We start from the raw sequence: 23,592 nt of genomic DNA on the forward strand, positions 1-23,592 counted from the left end.
TATAACTTTTTAAATTATTCTCTCTTCAAGCCGAATTTTTCAATCTTGCTATATAAATGACTTCTTTGAATATCGATTTCGTCCGCAGTTTTTGAAACGTTCCAATTGTTTTTTTCCAGTTTAAATTTGATAAATTCCTTCTCCGCATGATCTTTATAATCTTGGAAATTGTTAAAGCTATCGAAAGAAGAAGACATCCCTGAACCATTCGCAGAACTAGCAATTTGTGTACTTGTTGCCGCACCAATGTTCGTTCCGCCGCCTGGATTGGCAAAAGCACGTACATCATTTTCGGTAATCACTTTATCACTCAAAATAATTAAACGCTCAATCATATTGTGCAACTCACGAACGTTACCTGTCCAGGGTAAAGCTTGTAATGCAGCCATACCACCTTCGTTAATTTTTTTAACAGGCATGCCATAGTCATTGCAAATACTTTCCAGAAAATTCTGTGCAATCACTGGAATATCATCAGTACGTTCTGTTAAGTGAGGCACGTGAATGTTGATTACATTTAAACGGTGGTACAAATCCATACGGAAATTGCCATCTTCAATCTCTTTTAATAAATCTTTATTGGTTGCTGCTAAAACACGAACATTAACTTCGATTTCCTTTTCGCCACCAACACGAGAAATCTTATGTTCCTGTAAAGCACGAAGCACTTTAGCTTGTGCAGAAAGGCTCATGTCGCCAATTTCATCTAAGAATAATGTTCCGCCATTTGCCAGTTCGAATTTACCAATACGTTGTTTAACAGCCGAAGTAAATGAACCTTTTTCGTGACCAAACAACTCACTTTCAATTAATTCTGATGGAATTGCAGCGCAGTTCACCTCAATTAGCGGGCTATCAGCACGATTTGATTTTTCGTGTAGCCAACGGGCAACCAGTTCTTTACCACTACCATTTGCACCTGTAATTAAAACTCGTGCTTCAGTAGGGGCAACTCGTTCAATCGTTTCTTTAATTTTCGAGATACTCTCAGATTCACCTAGAATTTCACGGGTTTTACTTGCTTTACGCTTTAAAACTTTTGTTTCAGTAACTAAATTTCCACGATCTAAACCATTGCGAACGGTGATCAGTAAACGATTTAAATCTGGTGGTTTTGAAATGAAATCGAAGGCACCTTTTTTACTGGCCTCAATGGCTGTTTCTACAGTTCCGTGACCAGAAATCATGATGAAAGGTAGGTCTGGTTTGATGATTTGTGCCTGTTCGAGCACTTCCATACCGTCCATTTTATTCATCTTGATATCGCAAAGAACCAAGTCGAAATTGGTTTTCTTGATCATTTCAAGGCCGTCGATACCATTATCGATATCTTCAACATCGTAATTTTCGTATTCTAAGATTTCGCGTAGGGTGCTACGAATTGCCCGCTCATCATCAATAATTAATAGTTTGGCCATTTGGTATTCTTATTCTAATTGAAGTGCTAATATATAATTTTAAATTTATGTATAGTTTATTATACAATCAATTTAGCCTATAAACGAGAAATCATTAAAAAGGTTTTAAGTTTTTTATCGGAAAATAGTAGATAGAAATTTGTTTGGATAATTCAAGCAAGTTACCTTTTTAGGGGAAGATAAATATGAATATTGTCAGTTCCGTTAGGTTATTAACTCAATGCTCTATTAAACATCGAATGTTAACTCAATAACCTTTCACACTGCATTAAATAGACTTTTGTATTATCAATAATATATTTTCCGTGAATTCCGTGTCTCCGTGGCAACCGATAGAGATTGATGATAAGAAAATTTAGAGTTTTGGATCATCACCTAAAACGAAATCATAGTAGATAGTTGGAAAAACAAAAAAATTCTAGTTTTTGCTTTCGAAAACGAAAAAAATGCAGGTCTATAAGCCGGGTTCTGTTTCCTGATTGCTCAGGATTTCTATCATTAATCCACTATAAACGTTGCCGTTTATCTCTAACGACCTACCCACTAACATCGGACGGGCAGCCCTACATGCGTTAGCCTATTTGGTCTTTCAACTCTCGGGGTTTACAAACCATTGCAGTCGCCCGCAATGCTCGTACGCTCTTACCGCACGTTTTCACCCTTACCTCGATTGCTCGGGGCGGTATATTTTCTGTTGCACTGATCCGTAATTCAGGTTTTCAATCCTGAACTCCTTTCCGTTAGAAAGCGAGATGCCCTGCGTTGCCCGGACTTTCCTCTCTCCCGATGAATCGGAACAGCGATAGAACAACCTGCATTTTGCGCAAAGATGGGCTTTTTAAGTCAAATTATTTGAAGAAGTTTGATTATTTACAATTTTGCAATTGTGTAGAAACCTGTGAGTAGGGAACAAAACCTTGATTATTCCCGAACGAATTGGTAACAAAAACCATTACCTGAGCCACATCGATATCTGCCAATTCAGGGAAGCCCGGCATTTTTTCCTGGTATTCTTTACCGTGAATGGTCATTTTTTCATCCGTTCCATTTCTAATAATGCAAGCCAGACGTGTTTTATTGGCTTTCAAAAATACTGAATCGGTAAGTGGAGGAGCGAGCTGACCTAAACCTTCGCCATTTTCACCATGGCAGTTCTGGCATTTTGCTTTGTAAATATCTTTTCCATTAGACATGTAGTTCTGCAAGTCGATCGTTTCCTGATTTTGGCAAGAAACAATGATGGCAACAATCGAAAGTAAAAAAATGGAATTAATGATGTATTTGCGCATGGATTTTTATTTAATATCAACCACAGATAAGGAAAGATGAACACAGATTTTGTGTTGTTATCTGTGCTTATCCTTTTCATCTGCGGTTAAAATTTATTTTTTATACTCTGCTAATAAAACCGGAATATCTTTTTTCAACTGTTCAACCTGGTCTTCCTTGGTGCCGTCATAAGCGCCGCGAATCCTTCGGTCTTTATCAACCAGGACTAAATATCCCTGGTGAATATAACCATCTTTTGCTGTGCTATCTTCGCCAACCGCTACCAGGTAGTTTTTCTCAGCAAGCGTGTACACACTGTCTTTACTTCCATAAAGAAATTGCCATTTCGGTCCATCAACACCGAGTTTCTTTGCATATTTTTTAAGTGCCGAAGGTTTATCGTATTTAAAGTCGATGGTGTGTGATACAAACATCACATCAGGGTTGGTTTTAAATTCGTTGTAAACCGTCATCAAATTACGATGCATGGTGGGGCAGATGGTGGTACAAGAGGTAAAGAAAAAATCGGCTACATAAACTTTTCCGTCAGTAACTTTATTTGTCGTAATCACACTATCTTGATTAAGGAAAGACCAATTTGGAATGGTTTGATAAACCGTGTCTATCTTTTCAACACCTGCAGCATCTCTAACGGTTTCCGCATGTCGTTCGCCATAAAACGGAAGTTTCTTTTCTTGCTGACAAGATGAAAATAAGGTGATTGATAGCATACAAACGGCTATCGAAGAAATCAATTTATTCATGATGATTTTATTAAAATGTAAATATACAACCTCTAGTATAAAGGATGGGATTAATTGTTCTTTTGTTGCCAGTTCAAATCGTTTCCCGCTGATTGAATCAAATTTTTGCTAATCTTTCCATCAGCGGGAAAACAATTAGTGCTTATGATTTTTCATTTCTGTGGTTTCTACAGATTTGATATTGTAATTTCTCAAAACCGAATCTGATACCTTTGTTACTTGGATATACTGGTCTTCAATGGCTCTGACTTTAATCATCTGCGATTTGTAGTACGCCATATTTTCTTGCTCATTTTTACCTTTAAAATCATCTTTAAAGAAATGCATCCAATCCATCATGCGCTCATCGGCTTTGTATAATTGATTAATCAGGTTAGCCATTTTAAGCGAATCTACCGCAGATTTGATTTTTCCACTTTTTAGAATAGAATCTAATTTGATTCTGTTTTTCACTACTTTCTCCCCATCCATCATCAGTTTGTCGTGAATGTTTAGTACTTCTTTCTTTACCGCATTTGCATCGGGTTCGGTTTTACAAGCAGCGAAAAACAGAAGCGTTAGGCCCAATTGTATTATTATGAAATTTTTCATTTTCGTTTTTTAAAAATTGTAAGTTATTCCTAAATGAACACGTCCAGCGCTCATCGGGTGATCAGTTTTGGCTTCCCAAATGTTTTTCTGTAACCCAGCATTTAATGCGATATTGTTGTAAAAAACATCTACACCTACGCCACCCATTAAATTATTCATTACATGTTCGCCGGTTTTAATAGCCTGGTATTTTTCTCCGCCAGAATATTCATAGAAGAACTGTGCTGAAGGCATTACCTGTACATCTTTTCCAACTCTTTCGGTATAAAAAATATTTAGAAAACTGGTTGTGCTGTTTGCAATCCCCTCATCACGGCTATTGGTTCCATTCACTTTATAGGAGGTGTTTAAACTTGCCCCAAAATTCCCTAAACCAACAATATAATTTAAGTATACAAATCCATCTGTACTGCCCGTTCCAGCCTGCATCAGAGATGAATATCTAATTCCTTCGTTATTTTTGAAGTCGTTTTTCCCTGTGGGAAGTTTTACACCTATACCGGCAATTAACTGTTGCTTGAAGTTATTTTCCAATTGTTGTACAAGGTGATACCCTGCGTAAAGGTTTACATCACCTATGCCAGAAATGGATGAGGTATAACCGTTGTATCTTTCGCTATTGGATACATACGGTAAAATTGCATTAATTTCCAGTCGACTACTAATAAAATATCGTCCTCTAATTTCCATTGAACGATATAACTCATAATCTGCCTGATTTCCGGCGTGGCCGGTTATCGGTGAATTTCGTTGCCTTGCGGGGATAAAAAATTTACCTCCTGTAGGAAACAAAGAATGATTTTGACCATCATAACCGTTAAAAGAACGATAGCGATAAAGAAGACTAATGCTATTGCGGTTAAAATAGGGGGTAATCCCCATAAAACAGCCACAAATGTCGCAGGCGAATGTTTGGCTACCAACCAAAACAAATAGTAGAATTAATATTTTACGATTCACTATATAATGTATTTTTAATAAACTCATTGTCTGTTAATGTTTTTAGAAATGATTTGATTTGATCTTTTTCAGTATCATTTAACCTGATTCCGGCTCTCAAACTTTTATCTAGATTCGGGGAATTCTTCACTCCAGAATTATAATGTTCAAGTACCTCATCCAGATTATAAAATCGGCCATCATGCATATATGGTCCCGTGTATTCAATGTTACGTAACGTTGGAACGCGAAATGTTCCAAAGTCGGCAGCCGCACCGGTGATATGCGAACGACCTTCATCTAGACTAACCAAATCCAGACCATTGCTTCGGTAAGAAAAATCGGTAAAGAGTGGCTCTGCATGGCAGGATGAACATTTTTCTTTAAATAAATTGTAACCTGCCAACTCCGTTGTTGTAAAAGTGACGCCTTTTTCTTTTCGCATTATCTTATCATATCTGGAATTTCCTGATACCAAAACACCCACAAACTGAGTAATCGATTTTAGTACTTTTTGCGAATTGATATCGCCAGCGCCGAACGCTTTTTTGAATAATTCGGGATAGGGTTGCGTGTTTTGCAAAAACGATACAACTGTTTCTAAATCGGTCTTCATCTCACAGGCATCTGTAAAAGCATTTAAGGGAGATGTTTCGAGGTTTTTTACCCCACCATCCCAAAAGAAAGCCTTTTGCCAGGCCAGGTTGAAAAGAGGAGGAGCGTTCCTTTTGCCCTGACAATTATCTACACCATGGCTCACTTTATGATCAAGATTTGCAAATGCAGCAAACTGCTGGTGGCAACTACCACATGAAACACTTTTGTCAGCAGATAAACGGGCGTTGTAGAATAATTTTTTACCTAATGCAAAACCCGCATTAGTCAGCTGGTTTTCTTCGAAATTGTATGCCGGCGCAGGAAAATTAGCAGGAATAGAAAATATTATTTTTTCCTCTTCTGGAGATATCCCTGCTTCTTTTTTGCTGCAGGCATACATTAATGCAATGCTTAAGAAAAGCATTGCAAAAACGTTTAGTTTACGCCTCATATTAATTATGGATGTGATCTAAACGGAATAACCCTTTCGCATAATTATTTGCTACCACAACAGAGTTGGCCCCGCCCATGGTAAAATTCAATGTAGCAAAACTAACATCACTAACGCCTGTAAATAGCGCTGCAGCATTTACAATAAAGTGCATATTGGGTTTGGCATCAGTTCTAATTCTTAACGGATTTGCTACGTTAATTTCTGCTGAAATAGTTCTAATGGTATTATTTGGATCGATAACACCACCAATATGGAAGGTGATGGCATTGTTCGCAGCTGTAGACTGAGGAGAAGTTCCTTCCAGTTTTACAAAAATATAACCGCTGTTCCAGGTCCAGAACATGCCGTTAATTGGATCTAATGCTCCGGTTTGAGCACCAGCAAAATTCCTGGCATAATCAACGCCAATGGTATATTCAATTCTTGTATAATCTCCTGTCGGAACATTATTTAAGGTGATCATCTTTGAGTCACTTTTCGATTCATCAATCAGAAAATAACTTTCTGGTATCAGGTAAGTTGTGCCATCAGCTTTGCTTAACTTGATATTGCTGACATAATATTTGAATACGTTGATTTTGAAATCTTCGCCCTTAGCATTCTTGTAGTTCGTTGTATTGAGCGCCAATGCAGCACCATCAACCTGATGTTCGAATTCGATTGTAAAGCTTGACTTTGTATCTGCTGTTATTTCATCGCCGCTTTTTTTGCAAGAGGATAAAAGCATAATTGGGCATAATAATGCCAATAGATATTGATGTAATTTCATTGTTTGAAAACTGGGATAAGTAATTAAATAATTGTTGTTATTCTGAATGCAATGAAGAATCTCTAACGTTTTAGCAGAAAACCAGCATTACAGCAGAAGGAAATAATTGTAAGCAATTAGATTCTTCGCAATGTTCAGAATGACAAATAGACTAGACCTGCGATGGGCAAAGCCGCCGCATAGAAAAGTGAAATTTACTTACACCATTTTCGGCGGATGAAAAATAGAAACAGAAAGGTCTTTAACTGGTTTTTCGAGATAACCGCTTTCTGATTTGATAATGAAGTATGGAATTTGATGATTGATAACAGTAATCTGAAATTTTGGTTCAGCTTCTACAATTCGTTTGAGATTCTCCTGAGCTTGTTTGTTTTTGCTATCTAAGTCTTTCAGCTTTTTAGCTAAAAAACATTGTCCATCGCAATGCAATTCAGGATGTTCCTTGTTAATACAAAACACACTTGTAATGTATTCTTTGTTCATTTTGTAACCAGAATAAACCACCAGTTGCATCGCTCCGTTTGAAACCGAACAAATCACTAAAAAGTATATCAGGATTTTTTTGAACATTGTACTTGCTGCAAAAGTATTAAAGAAAATGATTGAAGCAAAGAAAAGAAAGTCATTTTTAAAAAACGTTGATTGAAATCAACGGCAATGAATACCTAATAAAATTGTAATCCAGTGGAGCATCTTTTAATTACCAACAGAAAGATTATACTAAATGCCACTTATTACCACCAGTTTCAACTGACGGGTATAAAAAAACACAGATGAAATTCTTCATCTGTGTTAATCCTTTTTATTCTGTGGCTAAAACCTAAGCCTGCAAATCGGCCATTACAGCTTTAATTTTATCACCCAGCTCTTCATTTACTTTAGCAAAATCTGATCTATCTGCCAATGGTGCATTTACGCTGCAGTAAAATTTAATTTTTGGCTCGGTACCACTCGGACGAGCAGAAACGATACTTCCATCTTCAGTAATAAACTGTAAAACATCAGAAGTTGGATAATCCAACTTCGTTACTTTTCCGGTAGTTAAATCAGTTTCCTGGCTCAATTCATAATCTTTTAATACTGAAACTTTAGAACCACCCAGGGTTGCAGGTGGATTCTCACGGAATTTAACCATCATGGCTTTGATTTCTTCAGCACCTGTTTTACCTTTTTTAGTCAATGAAACCAAATCTTCTTTATACAAGCCATATTCAACATACATATCTAACAAAGCATTGTATAAACTTGCTCCCTTATCTTTATAGTAGGCCGTCATTTCTGAAATGAAAGCAGCAGAAACAACTGCATCTTTATCACGAACTAAATCGCCAATCAGGTAGCCATAACTTTCTTCACCACCGCCAATAAAATACTTTTTACCTTCTAATTCAGTCATTAACTGACCAATGTATTTAAATCCAGTTAAGGTATTGTAATAAGTAACATCCTTTTTCTTTGCGATTTCTTCAATCAGGTTCGAGGTCACAATTGTTTTCACAATGAACTGATTGCCATCTAATTTACCGCTTTCTTCCCAGGCAGATAAAAGATAATTGATCAATAAACTTCCAGTTTGATTACCATTCAACAATACCCATTCGCCATCATTATCTTTAACAGCGATACCCACGCGATCTGCATCTGGATCAGTTGCCAAAACCAAATCAGCATCAATCTCTTTAGCTTTGTTCATCGCTAAAGTCAAGGCATCTTTTTCTTCAGGATTTGGATAAACGACGGTAGGAAAATTACCATCAGGTTTACTTTGCTCTTCAACAATGGTTACGTTAGTAAAGCCAAATTGTTCCAATGCTTTTGGTACCAAAGTAATTCCGGTACCATGGATAGGAGAGTACACTATTTTTAAATCGTGTTGTCTTTTAATCGCTTCGGGTGAAATGGAAAGCGCAGTAATTCCATCTAAGTAAAGTTTATCTACAGCCTCGCCAATTAACTCAACATTTGCATCAACGCGATCAAATTTAACTTCGTCAATGCTCTTAATTTTATTTACTTCATCGATAACCAATTTATCATCAGGAGAGGTAAATTGTCCGCCATCTGCTCCATAAGCTTTGTATCCATTATATTCTTTAGGATTATGGGAAGCGGTAAGCATTACTCCACTTTTACATCCGAAATGACGAACGGCAAAAGATAACTCGGGAGTTGGTCTTAATGCCTCAAAAAAGTATACGTGAATACCATTTGCTGAAAAAACATCAGCCGTAATTCCTGCAAAATAATCAGAATTATTTCTGCTATCATGAGCAATGGCTACGCTGATTTTCTCACCCGGGTATTTATTATTCAAATAATTTGCTAAACCCTGAGTGGCAGTACCGATGGTATATTTATTTATTCGGTTAGAGCCGGCACCCATTATGCCCCGCAAGCCACCTGTACCAAATTCAAGGCTTTTATAAAAAGCATCGGTAAGTTCTGTAGTTGCATTTTTATCTACAAGTTCCTGAATTTCAGACTTTGTTTTATCGTCGTATTTTCCGCTTAACCACTGATTTATTGTGGTTTGTGTTGATTGATCAATTGATTGCATTGAGCTCTATTTTTAATTTAATATCTGGTGTTGAACAAATTTAATTGGATGAAGTTTTGTTAAAATATCGAAATTTTAACTAATCCAAATTTTATTTTGTTGAGGATGTTGCTTTTAAGCTGCTTTTGTTTATTTTCACGCCCCGATACAATTATAAGAAAATCCAGTATTATAAATGGGCCGATTGTAACTTTTTCACAATAATTGTAAAGTTCAGGCGGCTCATCCGGTTAACCAATTTATAAATAGATGAAAATATTAAAATTTGGGGGTACTTCTGTAGGTAGTCCCGAGCGCATGACGAAATTATTGGATATCATTAATCCAAATGAAGAACAGATTGTGGTTTTATCAGCAGTGTCTGGTACTACAAATAGTTTGGTAGAAATTTCTAATTATTTTTTAGCTGGGGATAAGAAGAAGGGGAGCGAATGTGTTGAAAATTTATATCAAAAATATAGGGATTTTGTAATCGAGTTATTGCCCGATGCCGATTTTCAGGAGATGGGCAATGAGGTAATTGATTATCATTTCAGCTTTTTAGCTGTTTTAACCAACGATATTTTTACTTCAATTGAAGAGAAAGTTGTTTTGGCTCAAGGCGAATTATTATCCACTACTTTATATCATATTTATTTAAAGTCAATCGGTGTCGAATCAGTGTTACTTCCAGCATTAGATTTTATGAAGACTGATGAAGACAATGAACCTGATATTCCATTCACAACCAAACATTTAACGCCATTATTAGAAGCAAACAAAGGCAATAAATTGTTCATTACTCAGGGATTTATTTGCCGCAACAGTTTTGGCGAAGTGGATAATTTACGTCGTGGTGGAAGCGATTATACTGCTTCTTTACTTGGAGCAGCAATTTTAGCCGAAGAAGTTCAAATTTGGACAGACATCGACGGGATGCACAATAATGATCCTCGAATTGTAAAAGGGACAAAACCAATTGCACAACTATCTTTTGATGAGGCTGCAGAATTGGCTTATTTTGGAGCGAAAATTTTGCATCCGCAATCTGTTTTTCCGGCACAGAAATATAAAATTCCTGTTCGTTTGTTAAATACCATGGAGCCTTCTGCCGCTGGTACTTTGATCACGCATAACAGCGAAAAGGGTAAAATCAAATCAATTGCAGCAAAAGATGGCATCACTGCTATTCGCATTCAATCTAGTCGGATGCTTTTAGCTTACGGCTTTTTACGTCGCGTGTTTGAAGTATTTGAGCGTTACAAAACACCGATTGATATGATCACCACCTCTGAGGTTGCGGTATCGTTAACTATCGATGAGACAGGAAATCTTTCAAAAATAATTGAAGAATTAGAGAGCTTCGGCACCGTTGAAGTTGATACCAACCACAGTATTGTTTGCGTTGTAGGCGATTTTGGATCAGAGAAGCATGGTTTTGCTAGTCGGGTTTTGGAAGGGTTGAAACATATTCCAATTCGTATGATTTCTTATGGAGGAAGCAACTATAATGTTTCGCTACTCATATTGAGCGAATACAAAACAGAAGCTTTAAGAAGTCTGCACAATAGATTATTTGAATAGCAAATAAAATGCACCCATAATCACCAGCAGGCCGATAATGAAGTGAAAACCTAAGAAGTTTACTGGTAACAATTGATTTTTGTATTTCTTGTAAGAATTAAATAACCCTAACGAGATAATTAAAATGACAAAAAGGGCTGCAATTATTTTCATTTTCTAATAAAGAATAAGAACAATACAATTAAAATAAGAACAAGAGAAAATCTAATTTTCCCATTGTATTGTTTTCGGGTGATGCGTCCATGCTTCAAATCAAGATAGTTGCCCCAGTAAATGAGTACAAAAAATAAAATTAAAACGATTATAAGGAATTTGAACATGTTCGCCGATAAAGATATATCAAAGTTTAACAATATAGAAACGCCTTTTTACTATTACGATACGGATTTATTGCAAAAAACGCTAAGCACTTGTGCTGAAGCCGCCGCACCCTACAAATTTCACATCCATTATGCTTTAAAAGCCAACTTCAATTCTGTTTTACTCGAGCAAATTAAACAGATTGGCTTTGGTGCAGACTGTGTAAGTGCCGGAGAGGTGAGAAGAGCTGTTGAAGTTGGTTTCGATCACAAAAAAATTGTGTTCGCTGGTGTCGGTAAATCCGATAAGGAAATAAATGAGGCTTTGGATTTGGATATTTTCTGCTTCAATGTAGAATCTATCCAAGAGTTGGAAGTTCTGAATGAGCTAGCAGCTGCAAAAGGCAAGACTGCACAGGTAGCTATTCGTATCAACCCTAATGTAGATGCCCATACCCACCACAATATTACCACAGGTTTAGACGAAAATAAATTTGGAATCAATTCTTGGGATTTACCCCAATGTGCGGAAACTTTAAAGTTATCTAAAAACCTAAAATTTATTGGTATTCACTTCCATATCGGTTCTCAAATTACCAACCTCGATGTTTATAAAAACCTTTGTGTTCGCGTAAACGAATTCTGTACTTGGTTTGAAGATAAAGGTTTCATTGTCGAGATTTTAAACGTCGGTGGTGGTTTAGGTATTGACTATTATAGTCCTGATAACCAAATCCCTGACTTTAAATCTTACTTCAAGATATTCAACGATTTCCTGGACGTAAAACCTAATCAGGAAGTTCATTTTGAATTGGGAAGAGCATTGGTTGGCCAATCGGCAGCTTTAATCACCAAAGCATTATATATCAAAAAAGGTAAGAAGAAAAACTTTGTGGTTTTAGATGCTGGAATGACTGAATTGATGCGTCCTGCCTTATACCAGGCCTACCATAAAATTGAGAATTTAACTCGGGGTAACGGAAATGAAATCAAGTATGATATTGTAGGACCCATTTGCGAAAGCACCGATTGCTTCGGCAAAGAAGTGGAGCAACCAGAATCATTTAGAGGTGACGTTTTCGCCATCCGCAGTGCTGGTGCTTATGGTGAAGTAATGGCATCCAAATATAATTTGAGAGATGCGATAAGATCTGTCTACAGTAACGAACTATAGATCCAAATTCATCATTGTGAGGTACGAAGCGATGTTAATCAGCAAGATAGATTGCTTCGTTACCTCGCAATGATATTTAACATTATTTTTTTTTCGAGGCCACAAGTACAACTACACCTGCAACTAAAACTATTCCACCAACATACGGCGGCCAGTTTACCGATTTTTCTTTGTCAGCTGATATCTGAATGGGTCCGGCATCAACTATCTTTTCTTTTTGAGTATATGAAAAACCCGTCCAAACGAGCATAATCACTCCAATTACAATTAAGATAAGTCCTATAGATTTGTTCATGATATCTTTATTTTTAATAGCTGAACAGCAAACCTGAAATTATGTTTTATTAAAATGAATAGCCCAGTGTAATCTTACCAGAGTTGTTCATTAAATTGGTTCCTGAACCTAAAATTCCGTAAACATTTTTAATCTTGAGAAAAAACGACAGGTCAGTTGCTAAGCCAGTAATTTTATCCTCACTATAATTAATGTTATTTCTTAAATCAATAGTGCTACCCACAAATAGGCGGAAACCATATTGTCTATCGGTATTTTTACGTCCAGACCAAATAATTTCTGTTGAGCCACCCGTTGTAAAAAGTGCAGTTTTATCAGAAGCTATCGATAATGGATCGTTTTTACTTCGCACATCTTTTCTGAATGAAGCATAGCTACCTGCCTCATAAACAAAAGCACTTTCCCAATTCAAAATCCGAAATTCTGTATTTCCAGACTTTTCAGCTATTCCAATTGATGTGCGTAAACCAAAACCATAGAATCCTTGATCATGATATGCTTCGATAATCTTTCTTTGAGTGTTTTCGTAACCTCTGGAAGTGCCTCCAAAATATCCGAACCCGCCATAGGCGAAATTGAAATTCTTAACTACGTGAGACCGATTGTAGTTAATGTAACCCATGGCCATGTCTCCAACATTATAAGGCAGACTGTTGTTGGCGAAACTAGCGCTAACGTAATTTTTTACTTTAACACTATCTTCCATCATCGGTTTTGGAAGGTAGGACATGTGGTTTGAACTAGCGGGAGGGGTATAAAAAACCGGCAGATTATTTACAACAACGCCACATGAAGATAATAATACGGTTGAAAGTATGGCAATAAGAATTATAGGATGTTTAGAGAGCGGCATAATTAGTTTGAAAAGGGTTGATATGTATTTACAATTTATAAAGTTTAGTTTTATTCATCAAAAAAATCAACTAATCCCCCGATAAAATATTCTTCAATTCCTTCTGTGAAATCTTTATAATCTTCTTCTGGGATGTTTGTTTGTTTAAATTCCAACGACGTTCCTTTTTTATCTTCGTGAAGTTTAATCGTTACGATTGACGGTTCGGCATCTTCACCAAAGTACCATTGCTGCACAATTTTTTTGTTTGGCTCAAACTCAAGATTTTTTCCCACGATGTCGCCATCCCAAAATGAAAATTCTGTATCGGGCTTTTCTTCGAATTCAACATCCGCACCCGTCCATAGTTTGATGCTAATGTCTTTTGTAAGTGCTAAATAAACCTCTTCAGGTGAAGCGGGGATGTAAGTGTATTTTTTGTAATCTCTCATTAACTTATATATTGTATCTGCATTATTTAAAAGCGTTCAATCCGGTCACATCCATACCTGTAATTAATAAATGGATATCATGCGTTCCTTCATAGGTTACTACCGATTCCAGATTCATCATGTGGCGCATAATAGAATATTCTCCTGTGATTCCCATTCCTCCAAGCATTTGGCGAGCGTTTCTGGCGATATCTAATGCAATTTCTACGCTATTTCTTTTTGCCATTGATATTTGTTCAGCTGTTGCTCTGTTTTCACTTTTAAGCACACCTAAACGCCAAACCAAAAGCTGCCCTTTAGTAATCTCCGTAACCATTTCGGCTAGCTTTTTCTGCTGCAATTGAAAACCTCCAATTGGTTTTCCAAACTGAATTCGCTCCTTTGAATAACGAAGAGCAGTATCGTAACAATCCATTGCTGCTCCTAAAGCGCCCCAGGCAATACCATAGCGTGCTTGATTCAAACAACCTAGCGGGCCTTTCAAGCCACTTATTTCTGGAAAAACATTTTCTTTTGGAATTTGGACATTATCAAAGACCAACTCGCCAGTAGCTGAGGCTCTCAAGCTCCATTTGTTGTGTGTTTCAGGAGTAGAAAATCCGTCCATTCCACGTTCTACAACCATGCCTCGAATTTTACCAGATTCATCTTTTGCCCAAACTACAGCGATATCGGCAAAAGGAGCATTGCTGATCCACATCTTGGCACCATTCAAAATGTAGTGAGATCCCGCATCTTTAATATTGGTGACCATGCCACCAGGATTTGATCCATGATCAGGCTCTGTCAAACCAAAACATCCCATCGTTTCGCCACTTGCTAATTTTGGTAAATATTTTTTTCGTTGCTCTTCACTTCCGTAGGCATAAATAGGATACATCACCAGCGATCCTTGAACAGATGCGGTAGAACGGATTCCGGAATCGCCGCGTTCAATCTCCTGCATCAAAATTCCATATGCGGTATAATCCAATCCAGCGCCACCATATTCTACCGGAATTGTTGGCCCGAAAGCTCCAATATCAGCCAATCCTTTTATTAAATGCTTCGGAAATTCTGCCTTTTGAGCGTAATCTTCGATAATTGGGCTCACTTCCTTCTTAACCCATTCTCTAGCCGATGCTCTAATCAGTTTGTGCTCATCAGTAAGCAACTCATCCAATAGATAATAATCTGGAGCCTCATAAAGGTCTTTCTTCGACGATATACTCATTTAAAATTCTATTATTTGGTTAAGAAATCCGTTCATTTCAAAGGTAACAATTTACCGCAAGGGGCATTATATTCCTGAATAAAAAATTAATTTTGCTAAATACAGAAACACACCTATATGAGTCATTTCAAACAAACCGTAGCATTAAAGGAAGTTAGTTGTTTTGCATTGCATGGCTGGTATCCCGAAGAACAAGTAATTGGAAGTCATTTTATAATCGATCTTGAAACTGAATTTACTCCATTGGTTATTGATGATGAGCTTGCCAACACAGTTAATTACGAAGATTTGAATACCATTATATTGGATGAGATGAAGAATACTCAAAAGCTCTTAGAAACAGTTTTAAATAATATCATATTAAAAGTAATCGAGGTCTATCCTTTTGTTGAAACCATAAACGTGAGTATCAAAAAACTTAATCCACCAATGGAAGGGCAAATCGGGCATTCTTTTGTAAAGCTGACTTACAATGCATAAGCTTAGTAACGCGGTTAATCATTTTGCGGTGCTAGTCTATTAATCTAGCTGCAAAAAAGTTAGGCTATCCATCGCGGATAGCCTTTGCTAACAACAAAACAAATATAAGATAACCAAATCTTGCCTGATTGAGCAGAATCAGGTTTAAGTGCTATGAGATACACTTAGCGGCCTAGTGTTGGATTCGAACCAACATTTCAAAGTTTATAAAACCTTAACCTTCCTATCGGTCACTGGCCAATTTCGTTAAACTGGTTTTAAGGATAAAAAATCTTTCATTACAATAATCTCTTCACGATTAATTTTATCTTCATCCTTTATTTGCTTAGCATCGACTGCCGTGATTTCGGTATAATAGCTAAAACTTGGATAGTCGCTGATTGCTGGATATTGAAAATATATTGACATATTCTTTGCCTTTAATAGTTTAACATATTTTAGTTATCAATTCAATATTCAACAAATATATAAATAAGTATATAATGTCTATAGATTTTGTAGTTATTTATTTGATAACTTGATAACTTTTTGATATAGAAGCAATTATTTTATTTCTTTCTGTGCTTTGATAGGTTTCTCACAAAGCGAAGCTGAAAGAAAGATTCAATTTTTAATCTTAAAGCCATAGCTTATAAGGCGGAATTAGCTGTAGATATAATACATTCATTATTTAAGCCTGAATTCAATTTCTCAAAAGCTAATTATTTTAAGGATATTTGCATTTTCAAATATTAAAACGATAAGCGTGTCATTAGAGAAATTAAAGCTTAGTAAGCCACTTGTTGCAGCCATGACTGATGCAGGATTTTTAACTCCAAAAGAGATTCAAATCAGAACCATGAGCAGAATTTTGGGTGGACAAGATGTTATTGCGATAGCACCAGAAGGAGCAGGAAAAACAACAACTTATGTTTTAGCTACCTTAATGAAGTTGAAATATGCTTTCGAAGAAGCGCCAAGAGCTTTAATTTTGGTTCCAGATGCTGAACATGTTGATCATGTATTAGAACAATTCAAGTTATTAAACCGGAATAATACGTTCAGAATTCTCGGAATTGACAGTCGTGGGGCTGTTGAAACACAAATAAATGAGATTACCGATGGCTGCGATATTATTGTTGCTGTGCCCGATAGGGCTCGTGCCTTGTATTTGAAACTTGCCCTAAACACCAATAAAATTCAATTATTTATTGTAGATAATGCCGAACTGATTGTTAAAAAAGGATTACAGCTTCCTGTAGTTGAATTGGCAAACAGTGCTTATAAATCTCAACATGTTGTTTTTACAGAAGTAATTCATGAGAAATTGAATCACATGATTTCTCCTTTTATGAAAGATTCTGCAACAACCATAGAGGTTGATGAAATTGGTGAACAGCAAGCAGAAGTTTATCCGCAGATGTTATATCAAGTTCCAAACTTCCGTACGAAGTTGAACTTGTTAACACTTTTGCTAAATGATGCTGAGTTTTTTGATAAAGTAGTTGTGTTTGTAAATACCAGATTAACGGCCCAAACGGTTTATAAAAACTTCAATAATCCAAAAGAAGGCGAAATTAGTATTTACCGTTCTTTGTTTTTCGATGATAAGGGTTACGATGACATTGAAGACTTTAAGGAAAATCCTGATGCGAGAGTGCTTATTGTCGCTAATGAGAACCTAGGGGAGCTAGATATTCAGGGAATTCCATTTATTCTTCATTTAGAATTGCCTGAGCAAAAGGAAACGTTAATTCAGCGTATTGTTAAAACAGGAGAAGAGGAAGTGGTTGCGATTACATTTTCTACTGATATAGAACTCGTTGAGGTTAAGAAGATTGAACAAGCCATTGGTCAGCGGATGGATGTTATGGAGCTCCCTGAAGATCTAAAAATAATGGATGCCGCCGCAAAACCAAAGAAAAAGAAAAAAGAGGAAGAAGAGGATGTTACCGAACGTGGTGCCGCATTTCACGAGAAGAAAGCAAGTAATTTAAAGAATTACAACTACAGTGCGGGTACGAAAGCCAAAATGACTTATAAAAATAAAAAAGGTTTATCTTAATTGTAAATCGTCATCGCCAGAGATCAGTTGCCTGTGTGATAGTATAGATTGCTTCGTGCCTCTCATTAACGAAAAATTTAAACGCAAAAAGCCCCGATTTTCATCGGGGCTTTTTTATATCATTTTACTATTGACTAGTATAATGTAAATTCTACACGACGGTTTTCTTGACGACCCGCTGCAGTTTTGTTTGTCGAAATTGGTTGATCAGGTCCGTAACCAGTAGCTTCAATTCTTGATGCGTTAGCACCTTGAGATACTAAATAAGCTTTCACTGATTCTGCTCTTTCTTTAGATAAACGTAAGTTTAACTCTCTACCACCAGTGTTATCTGTGTGACCAGCTAATTTTAAGCTAAAGTTTTTCTCTACTAATAAACCAGCAACTCTGTTTAATGAAGCATAAGATTTAGAACGGATAGTAGACTTACCTAAATCAAACTCTAAGTTTGAAATCGCATCTTTAACAACTTTACGATCTTCTTCAGTTATTACTTTAGTTTCTCTGATAATTTCGCGTTGAACTTTGATTGGGCAACCTGAACCATCAACTACAGTACCTGTTGGAGTTCCTGGGCATTTATCAAATTTGTTAGCTACACCATCATTATCATCATCAGCTAAATCTTTAGCATATTGCTCTCTGTCTCTGGCTGCATTTTGTTCTGCTGTAGATAATGCTCTTCTTAATTCAGCACTTTCTTCTGCACTTTGCTTACGTAAATCGGCAACAGCGCTATAGTTCTGCAATTGAGAATTTTCTCTGTTTCCTAAAGCAAACTCTAAACCTGCGTGAGCGTAAGAGAATCTGCTTTCGTTATAAGCATTTTTAACTGTTGGTGAAGATTTGATAAAATTGATATCATAACCTAAATCGATGTTAATACCTTTAGCAACACCTAATTTAAATCCAACTCCTGTTGGGATAAACCAACCTTCTCTATCTGTAAAACTTTGCACGGTTCCGATTTCTGAATCAGATGACATGTAACCAGCACCAGCTTTTACGTATGGAATTAAAACTGCATTTTCAGTATTTAAACTAAAGTTTGCAATATTTAAAACTGCTGTTAATGATCCAGACCAATTGATACTGTTTTTTTGTTGTACTGTGCTTGTCGAATTTAAAGTTTTGATTTCTCCACGAAGAAAGTCAGCTTGTAAACCTAAAGCTGGTAAAATTTGCTTTTTAACGAAGGCACCGTAACCAATACTTTTAAATTCATCTGCCTTTACACTAGAGCCACCTAAGAAAGTGTTTTGGCTTAAGATACCACCGTGAGCACCAACGCTCCAGGTTCTTAATGATTGTTTACCAAATCTACTTGTTGTAGTCGGCGTTTCCTGTGCAAATAATTGTGATGATAGTCCTAATAAGGCAACCAACATTGTTGATTTTGTAATTCTCGAATTCATTTTTATTAATTTATAAATAATAGTCTCTTAACAGTTTTTTTATAATACTGTTTGGTTGCCTCTAAGAAAAAACCTTGCCAAAAAAGAGAAAATCCATCCAACCATCATTAAATCAGATGATTATAATTGATAAAATAATTCACAAAAATGTTACCTAACAGCCCTTATCGGGATAAAAACTGTCTATAATTCTATACAAAGATTAGATTTCGATTAAAAATTGACTTCACCACGCAAATGGCTCTAGCAAATATTTATAGTCTTAACTTTGCAAAGAAATCCCAAAATACAATACCGGCCGAAATCACAATATTAAAAGAATGTTTGGTTCCAAACTGAGGAATTTCGATGCATTCATCAATGGTTGCCATCACTTCATCACTCACGCCATCAACTTCATTACCAAAAATTAACGCATATTTTTTGTTGGGATCTGGCTGAAAACTATTTAGCATGGTACTATTTTCTGCCTGCTCAATGGCGACAATTTCATAATCTTCAACACGTAAGGCATTTATGGCAGATAAAGTGTCAGGATAATAAATCCATTCTACAGAGTGTGTTGCCCCTAAAGCAGTTTTTTCGATTTCACGATGTGGAGGTTGTGCGGTAATTCCACACAAAACAACCTTTTCCAGTGCAAAACCATCTGCTGTGCGAAAAACAGACCCAACATTATGCATGCTGCGAACATTATCTAAAACCACGACGACTGGAAGTTTATCTTGCGCCTTAAACGCTGCAATATCTGGACGATTGAGTTCGTCTAATTTTAATTTTTTCATTGTATTAACCGCAAATTTGCAGTTTATCTGGAAGATTATCGTTATTGGCTTTCTTAAATATTTCAGAGCCTTGTGGGGCCATCTCCAATCTCACTAATGTAAATCGCTGCAGGATAACCGATTTTCCCCACATAATACGCTGTTAAATGTTTGGCAAAATCTTCCTCATAACCTTTTTCAAGCAAAGCGATGGCACAGCCTCCAAATCCAGCGCCAGTCATTCGGGCACCAATTACATGATCGTAAGTCAAACAAAAATCAACAACTGCATCCAACTCATCTCCACTAACCTCGTAAAGCTCCTTCAATGATTTATGCGATGCATACATTAACCGGCCGAATTCTTCTAAGCTGCCGTTATTAAGTGCTTTAGCCGCAAGATGAACGCGGTCGTTTTCTTTTACAACGTGTGTAGCTCTATTCAGAATTGTTTCATCATGAATCAAATGACTATGCAGTGCAAACTTCTCTGCATTTAGTTCACACAAATTGTGAAGTGTAATTTCCTCATTCAACAATCTTAAAGCTTCCTGACATTCTGCAACACGCTCATTATATTTAGAATCAGCCAATTCTCGGGGCTTATTAGTATTGATAATGGCCAAAGAATATTTACCTAAGGCAACATCAACCATTTTGTATTTCAGCGTTTCGCAATCAAGTACAATGGCTTTATCTTTTTCACCAACTGCTACTGCAAACTGATCCATAATTCCAGAGTTTAAACCGATAAAATCATTTTCAACCTTTTTGGCAATTTTGACTAGTTCCAGTTTATCATAGCCCAAATTCAAGTAATCGTTCAATGCAAATGCCGTAGCGATTTCAATTGATGCTGAAGAAGATAGGCCGGATCCGATTGGAATGTTGCCAAAAAACAGAAAATCAAATCCATTGATTTCTTTCCCATCCTTTAAAAACTCATTGATTATTCCGATAGGGTAGTTGGCCCATAAACTGCCGTTTTTATCATGGATCTTATTGCTCTCTACCTCAACCTGAGCTTCAAAATTTAAACTTTTAAACCTGAATTTGCCATCGTTATTTGAGGCAATAGCAACCCAGGTTCCTAATGTGATGGCGCAAGGCATTACTAGTCCACCATTATAATCTATATGCTCGCCAATCAGGTTGATCCTTCCAGGAGTGAAGTAAACTGCATCAGAATTACGATTATAATTTGCTAAAAAATTTTGCTCAAGTTCGATTTTCATTTGGTTAAAAATATTTATAAAAGCATTAATAATGCTATGTTTGTTACGAAACAAAAATCCTAAGTTACAATTTATGAGCGTTCAGCAAACATCAACAGGAAAATTTATTGATGACGAAGAAATTTTCGCACTTGAACTAACCAATAGCAAAGGCACTTACGTTAAGATTTTTAATTATGGTGCTATCATTAACAAATTTATAGTTCAAAATGCCAAAGGTGAGATGCAGGATATTGTATTAGGCTTCGATACTTTTGAGCAATATCTTGATCCTGAATATTTGAAGAACTATCCTTACTTCGGAGCGGTAATTGGTCGTTATGCCAATCGCATCAAAGATGGTCGTTTTAGCATTGGCGAAGAGCGCTTCCAATTGGTTCAAAATGCTGGTGCAGCAACATTACATGGCGGCACGGTAGGTTTTGATAGAAAAGTTTGGGATATTGTTGAAGTTGATGAAAATCAAACCTTGGTTACGTTAGAATATGAAAGTGAAGATGGCGAGGAAAATTTTCCAGGCAATTTAGTGATCTCTCTAACTTTTGAATTGACTGAGAATAATGAACTTATTTTAAGCTACGAAGCTGAAACAGATAAAGCTACTCCCATTAATTTAACCCACCATGGCTATTTTAACCTATCTCCTGATGGTGGAAATGTTGCTAATCATCAACTTCAAATTTTTGGGTCGAATTATTTAGAGCAAGATGATAATTATTCAGTAACTGGAAAATTAATTCCGGTAGCTGGAACACCGCTCGATTTTACACACTTAAAGGAAATTGGAAAAGATTGGGACCCTGAAGAAGGTTATGATCAGAGCTTTGTTCTTGATAAAATTTATGGTGATTTATCTCTGGCAAGTAAAACGAGCGAGTTAGAGAGTGGTTTAACTTTAAGTGTTTACACCACCGAGCCTGTTGCACATTTATACACCGCAAAATACGTTGATGTAAAAAATGGCAAAGGCGGAAAAGATTATAAAGCTTACAGCGCTTTTTGCATTGAAACCCAGCACCACCCAAATGGAATCAATATTCCTGAATTTCCGAGTACTATTTTACAGCCTGAGGATTTATACACACAAACTACCATTTATAAAATATCACTAGCCAAATAATTTATGTTTAGCCTTCAAGATATTAAAACTGCAGAAGCGAAAATAAAAACCGGTGCTGATTTCCCTCAGTTTATTAAGGAAATTAAAGAAATGGGGGTAGTCAGAAATGATGTTTATGTGGCTAACGGACTTTCCATTTATTTTGATGATGAAGACAATGCACAGCAGGCAAGTCCGCAGGAGTACCCGGCACTTATCATTAACGATGAATCATCTGCAGATAAATTGGGTAATGCTTTAAAAATACATCAAAAAGGAGATACTGATTATTTGACCTTCTGTAAGCAAGCTGCAGATGCTGGCGTAGAAAAATGGGTGATTGATTTGGGAGCAATGACTTGTACTTATCTAGATAGTGAGGGCAATGAATTGGTACAGGAAAAAATTCCAACTGCTTAAAGGCTGGAAATAAAAATGTGTGAGTTGCATTTCGAGGAAAATAGATAACGCTAGAAAACAGAATAAGCTAGCGTGACTAAATTCTTTCTAGCACCAGTTTAATAGCCTGCTCTACAATTTTATTCGGTTCTTTACTAAATTCAAAGTTTACACGGCTTGCCAAAATTGCATTTATTGATAAAGCTTTATGTCCTAATATCTTAGCCAATGCATAAATACCCGCTGTTTCCATTTCCAAATTGGTAATGCGATATTGATTGCTATTGAAACTATTTATTAAACTTATGAAGTTAGGGACAGCATTCTCAGCTCTCACTACCCGTCCCTGTGGCGCATAAAATCCAGGAGCAGTAATGGTGATTCCTCGTGGTAAATCTTTTCCAATTGTATTTAGCAAAGTATCATTAGCAGCAGTTAAATAGGGATTAACGTTTTTTAAATGCTCAAAATGCCTATTTATATCAGCCTTTAAAGTTCTATCATCATTAGCAACTTCCTGAACATAATAGTTCATTAAGGCGTCCATACCCAACCCGTAATTCGAAGCCAAAATAGTACCCATCGGGATATCGGCCTGAACGGCACCAGAAGTACCCACACGAATAATATTCAATGAAGTAAGATTTTTTTTAATTAATCTGGTTTCAAAATCTATATTGACCAAAGCATCTAATTCGTTAAAAACGATATCTATGTTATCCGTACCAATACCGGTAGAAAGCACAGTTACCCGCTTTTTACCTACATAACCGGTATGCGTGATGAATTCTCTTTTCCCCTTTTTTAATTCTATTTCATCAAAATACTTACTTACTTCAGCCACCCGATCCGGATCGCCAACAGTAATTACTGTTTCTGCAACGTCTTCTGGCAATAAATTCAAATGATAAATGCTCCCGTCTGGATTGATAATTAAGTCGCTTTCGGATATTTTCATAATTGCTTAGCT

24 protein-coding genes and 1 other RNA gene are annotated in these 23,592 nt (G+C 36.5%); 6 read left to right on the plus strand and 19 right to left on the minus strand.

Going from position 1 to position 23,592, the window contains the following annotated elements; all coding sequences use genetic code 11:
* Positions 1 to 14: 14 nt before the first annotated feature.
* From ACZZZK_RS00865 to ACZZZK_RS00910, 10 genes are all read right to left on the minus strand, one after another.
* Complete coding sequence (locus ACZZZK_RS00865; protein ID WP_265798802.1) at positions 15 to 1,418, minus strand: sigma-54-dependent transcriptional regulator; 1,404 nt, start codon at positions 1,416 to 1,418, stop codon at positions 15 to 17.
* A 441-nt stretch (positions 1,419 to 1,859) separates the two neighbouring features.
* Positions 1,860 to 2,237, minus strand: an RNA gene (gene rnpB, locus ACZZZK_RS00870) — RNase P RNA component class A.
* Positions 2,238 to 2,284: 47 nt separating this feature from the next.
* Positions 2,285 to 2,707 (minus strand): c-type cytochrome, encoded by a 423-nt coding sequence (locus tag ACZZZK_RS00875; RefSeq protein ID WP_463482404.1) that lies wholly within the window; start codon positions 2,705 to 2,707, stop codon positions 2,285 to 2,287.
* 93 nt (positions 2,708 to 2,800) lie between these two features.
* Entirely contained in the window at positions 2,801 to 3,451 is a 651-nt protein-coding gene (locus tag ACZZZK_RS00880) for an SCO family protein (protein ID WP_463482405.1), read from the minus strand.
* A gap of 135 nt (positions 3,452 to 3,586) precedes the next feature.
* Complete coding sequence (locus tag ACZZZK_RS00885; protein WP_463482406.1) at positions 3,587 to 4,042, minus strand: hypothetical protein; 456 nt, start codon at positions 4,040 to 4,042, stop codon at positions 3,587 to 3,589.
* Between the two features lie 9 nt (positions 4,043 to 4,051).
* Positions 4,052 to 5,002 carry a transporter family protein gene (locus ACZZZK_RS00890; protein ID WP_463482407.1) on the minus strand — a complete coding sequence of 317 codons (951 nt, stop codon included), beginning with the start codon at positions 5,000 to 5,002 and terminating at the stop codon, positions 4,052 to 4,054.
* On the minus strand, positions 4,992 to 6,002 hold the full coding sequence (locus ACZZZK_RS00895) for a cytochrome-c peroxidase (RefSeq protein ID WP_463482408.1): 1,011 nt from the start codon (positions 6,000 to 6,002) through the stop codon (positions 4,992 to 4,994). Before ACZZZK_RS00895 ends, ACZZZK_RS00890 begins: the two co-directional genes overlap by 11 nt.
* Before the next feature lie 28 nt (positions 6,003 to 6,030).
* Entirely contained in the window at positions 6,031 to 6,801 is a 771-nt protein-coding gene (locus ACZZZK_RS00900; protein WP_463482409.1) for an MbnP family protein, read from the minus strand.
* Positions 6,802 to 6,999: 198 nt separating this feature from the next.
* Positions 7,000 to 7,371 (minus strand): hypothetical protein, encoded by a 372-nt coding sequence (locus tag ACZZZK_RS00905; protein WP_463482410.1) that lies wholly within the window; start codon positions 7,369 to 7,371, stop codon positions 7,000 to 7,002.
* 250 nt (positions 7,372 to 7,621) lie between these two features.
* Positions 7,622 to 9,358 (minus strand): phospho-sugar mutase, encoded by a 1,737-nt coding sequence (locus ACZZZK_RS00910; protein WP_463482411.1) that lies wholly within the window; start codon positions 9,356 to 9,358, stop codon positions 7,622 to 7,624.
* Positions 9,359 to 9,607: 249 nt separating this feature from the next.
* On the opposite strand from ACZZZK_RS00910, the gene ACZZZK_RS00915 reads away from it, so the two are divergent.
* Together ACZZZK_RS00915 and lysA are read left to right on the plus strand one after the other, a co-directional pair.
* Positions 9,608 to 10,921 carry an aspartate kinase gene (locus ACZZZK_RS00915; RefSeq protein ID WP_463482412.1) on the plus strand — a complete coding sequence of 438 codons (1,314 nt, stop codon included), beginning with the start codon at positions 9,608 to 9,610 and terminating at the stop codon, positions 10,919 to 10,921.
* Between the two features lie 318 nt (positions 10,922 to 11,239).
* Positions 11,240 to 12,394, plus strand: a complete 1,155-nt coding sequence (lysA, locus tag ACZZZK_RS00920; protein ID WP_463482413.1) for a diaminopimelate decarboxylase — start codon at positions 11,240 to 11,242, stop codon at positions 12,392 to 12,394.
* Positions 12,395 to 12,476: 82 nt separating this feature from the next.
* Here lysA and ACZZZK_RS00925 read toward each other — a convergent pair whose 3' ends face one another.
* The 4 genes from ACZZZK_RS00925 to ACZZZK_RS00940 are packed head-to-tail and all read right to left on the minus strand — an operon-like array spanning position 12,477 to position 15,186.
* Positions 12,477 to 12,689: a hypothetical protein gene (locus tag ACZZZK_RS00925; protein ID WP_056848975.1), complete on the minus strand. Its 213-nt coding sequence runs from the start codon at positions 12,687 to 12,689 to the stop codon at positions 12,477 to 12,479.
* 49 nt (positions 12,690 to 12,738) lie between these two features.
* Positions 12,739 to 13,542, minus strand: a complete 804-nt coding sequence (locus tag ACZZZK_RS00930) for a hypothetical protein (protein ID WP_463482414.1) — start codon at positions 13,540 to 13,542, stop codon at positions 12,739 to 12,741.
* A gap of 50 nt (positions 13,543 to 13,592) precedes the next feature.
* Complete coding sequence (locus ACZZZK_RS00935; protein WP_463482415.1) at positions 13,593 to 13,973, minus strand: SRPBCC domain-containing protein; 381 nt, start codon at positions 13,971 to 13,973, stop codon at positions 13,593 to 13,595.
* Between the two features lie 22 nt (positions 13,974 to 13,995).
* Complete coding sequence (locus ACZZZK_RS00940) at positions 13,996 to 15,186, minus strand: acyl-CoA dehydrogenase family protein (protein ID WP_463482416.1); 1,191 nt, start codon at positions 15,184 to 15,186, stop codon at positions 13,996 to 13,998.
* Positions 15,187 to 15,303: 117 nt separating this feature from the next.
* Between ACZZZK_RS00940 and ACZZZK_RS00945 the strand changes: the two genes are divergently transcribed.
* On the plus strand, positions 15,304 to 15,666 hold the full coding sequence (locus ACZZZK_RS00945; protein ID WP_463482417.1) for a dihydroneopterin aldolase: 363 nt from the start codon (positions 15,304 to 15,306) through the stop codon (positions 15,664 to 15,666).
* A gap of 246 nt (positions 15,667 to 15,912) precedes the next feature.
* Here ACZZZK_RS00945 and ACZZZK_RS00950 read toward each other — a convergent pair whose 3' ends face one another.
* A complete protein-coding gene (locus tag ACZZZK_RS00950) occupies positions 15,913 to 16,074 on the minus strand; it encodes a hypothetical protein (RefSeq protein ID WP_463482418.1) in 162 nt (53 codons plus the stop codon).
* 337 nt (positions 16,075 to 16,411) lie between these two features.
* Here ACZZZK_RS00950 and ACZZZK_RS00955 point away from each other — a divergent pair, with 337 nt between their 5' ends.
* Positions 16,412 to 17,710 (plus strand): DEAD/DEAH box helicase, encoded by a 1,299-nt coding sequence (locus ACZZZK_RS00955; protein WP_463482419.1) that lies wholly within the window; start codon positions 16,412 to 16,414, stop codon positions 17,708 to 17,710.
* 134 nt (positions 17,711 to 17,844) lie between these two features.
* Here ACZZZK_RS00955 and ACZZZK_RS00960 read toward each other — a convergent pair whose 3' ends face one another.
* The 3 genes from ACZZZK_RS00960 to ACZZZK_RS00970 form a co-directional block, all read right to left on the minus strand.
* Positions 17,845 to 19,125, minus strand: a complete 1,281-nt coding sequence (locus tag ACZZZK_RS00960; protein ID WP_463482420.1) for an OmpA family protein — start codon at positions 19,123 to 19,125, stop codon at positions 17,845 to 17,847.
* 254 nt (positions 19,126 to 19,379) lie between these two features.
* Entirely contained in the window at positions 19,380 to 19,910 is a 531-nt protein-coding gene (locus tag ACZZZK_RS00965) for an RNA methyltransferase (protein WP_463482421.1), read from the minus strand.
* A 62-nt stretch (positions 19,911 to 19,972) separates the two neighbouring features.
* Positions 19,973 to 21,124: a galactokinase gene (locus ACZZZK_RS00970; protein ID WP_463482422.1), complete on the minus strand. Its 1,152-nt coding sequence runs from the start codon at positions 21,122 to 21,124 to the stop codon at positions 19,973 to 19,975.
* Positions 21,125 to 21,197: 73 nt separating this feature from the next.
* On the opposite strand from ACZZZK_RS00970, the gene ACZZZK_RS00975 reads away from it, so the two are divergent.
* Both ACZZZK_RS00975 and ACZZZK_RS00980 read left to right on the plus strand, forming a co-directional pair.
* The gene (locus tag ACZZZK_RS00975; protein ID WP_463482423.1) at positions 21,198 to 22,244 is read left to right on the plus strand and encodes an aldose epimerase family protein; all 1,047 of its coding nucleotides are present in this window, start codon (positions 21,198 to 21,200) and stop codon (positions 22,242 to 22,244) included.
* Positions 22,245 to 22,247: 3 nt separating this feature from the next.
* The gene (locus ACZZZK_RS00980; protein WP_463482424.1) at positions 22,248 to 22,643 is read left to right on the plus strand and encodes a DUF1398 domain-containing protein; all 396 of its coding nucleotides are present in this window, start codon (positions 22,248 to 22,250) and stop codon (positions 22,641 to 22,643) included.
* Positions 22,644 to 22,719: 76 nt separating this feature from the next.
* Here the strand turns inward: ACZZZK_RS00980 and ACZZZK_RS00985 are convergent, their stop codons facing one another.
* A complete protein-coding gene (locus ACZZZK_RS00985; protein ID WP_463482425.1) occupies positions 22,720 to 23,580 on the minus strand; it encodes a nucleoside phosphorylase in 861 nt (286 codons plus the stop codon).
* Positions 23,581 to 23,592 lie beyond the last annotated feature (12 nt).

Source organism: Pedobacter sp. AC163, from assembly GCF_979258665.1.

What these genes read in the sequence shown, in the direction of transcription:
- ACZZZK_RS00865 (WP_265798802.1), bottom strand. Translation starts at nt 1,418, where the DNA reads ATGGCCAAACTATTAATTATTGATGATGAGCGGGCAATTCGTAGCACC.
- ACZZZK_RS00875 (WP_463482404.1), bottom strand. Translation starts at nt 2,707, where the DNA reads ATGCGCAAATACATCATTAATTCCATTTTTTTACTTTCGATTGTTGCC.
- ACZZZK_RS00880 (WP_463482405.1), bottom strand. Translation starts at nt 3,451, where the DNA reads ATGAATAAATTGATTTCTTCGATAGCCGTTTGTATGCTATCAATCACC.
- ACZZZK_RS00885 (WP_463482406.1), bottom strand. Translation starts at nt 4,042, where the DNA reads ATGAAAAATTTCATAATAATACAATTGGGCCTAACGCTTCTGTTTTTC.
- ACZZZK_RS00895 (WP_463482408.1), bottom strand. Translation starts at nt 6,002, where the DNA reads ATGCTTTTCTTAAGCATTGCATTAATGTATGCCTGCAGCAAAAAAGAA.
- ACZZZK_RS00900 (WP_463482409.1), bottom strand. Translation starts at nt 6,801, where the DNA reads ATGAAATTACATCAATATCTATTGGCATTATTATGCCCAATTATGCTT.
- ACZZZK_RS00905 (WP_463482410.1), bottom strand. Translation starts at nt 7,371, where the DNA reads ATGTTCAAAAAAATCCTGATATACTTTTTAGTGATTTGTTCGGTTTCA.
- ACZZZK_RS00910 (WP_463482411.1), bottom strand. Translation starts at nt 9,358, where the DNA reads ATGCAATCAATTGATCAATCAACACAAACCACAATAAATCAGTGGTTA.
- ACZZZK_RS00915 (WP_463482412.1), top strand. Translation starts at nt 9,608, where the DNA reads ATGAAAATATTAAAATTTGGGGGTACTTCTGTAGGTAGTCCCGAGCGC.
- lysA (WP_463482413.1), top strand. Translation starts at nt 11,240, where the DNA reads ATGTTCGCCGATAAAGATATATCAAAGTTTAACAATATAGAAACGCCT.
- ACZZZK_RS00925 (WP_056848975.1), bottom strand. Translation starts at nt 12,689, where the DNA reads ATGAACAAATCTATAGGACTTATCTTAATTGTAATTGGAGTGATTATG.
- ACZZZK_RS00930 (WP_463482414.1), bottom strand. Translation starts at nt 13,542, where the DNA reads ATGCCGCTCTCTAAACATCCTATAATTCTTATTGCCATACTTTCAACC.
- ACZZZK_RS00935 (WP_463482415.1), bottom strand. Translation starts at nt 13,973, where the DNA reads ATGAGAGATTACAAAAAATACACTTACATCCCCGCTTCACCTGAAGAG.
- ACZZZK_RS00940 (WP_463482416.1), bottom strand. Translation starts at nt 15,186, where the DNA reads ATGAGTATATCGTCGAAGAAAGACCTTTATGAGGCTCCAGATTATTAT.
- ACZZZK_RS00945 (WP_463482417.1), top strand. Translation starts at nt 15,304, where the DNA reads ATGAGTCATTTCAAACAAACCGTAGCATTAAAGGAAGTTAGTTGTTTT.
- ACZZZK_RS00950 (WP_463482418.1), bottom strand. Translation starts at nt 16,074, where the DNA reads ATGTCAATATATTTTCAATATCCAGCAATCAGCGACTATCCAAGTTTT.
- ACZZZK_RS00960 (WP_463482420.1), bottom strand. Translation starts at nt 19,125, where the DNA reads ATGAATTCGAGAATTACAAAATCAACAATGTTGGTTGCCTTATTAGGA.
- ACZZZK_RS00965 (WP_463482421.1), bottom strand. Translation starts at nt 19,910, where the DNA reads ATGAAAAAATTAAAATTAGACGAACTCAATCGTCCAGATATTGCAGCG.
- ACZZZK_RS00970 (WP_463482422.1), bottom strand. Translation starts at nt 21,124, where the DNA reads ATGAAAATCGAACTTGAGCAAAATTTTTTAGCAAATTATAATCGTAAT.
- ACZZZK_RS00975 (WP_463482423.1), top strand. Translation starts at nt 21,198, where the DNA reads ATGAGCGTTCAGCAAACATCAACAGGAAAATTTATTGATGACGAAGAA.
- ACZZZK_RS00980 (WP_463482424.1), top strand. Translation starts at nt 22,248, where the DNA reads ATGTTTAGCCTTCAAGATATTAAAACTGCAGAAGCGAAAATAAAAACC.
- ACZZZK_RS00985 (WP_463482425.1), bottom strand. Translation starts at nt 23,580, where the DNA reads ATGAAAATATCCGAAAGCGACTTAATTATCAATCCAGACGGGAGCATT.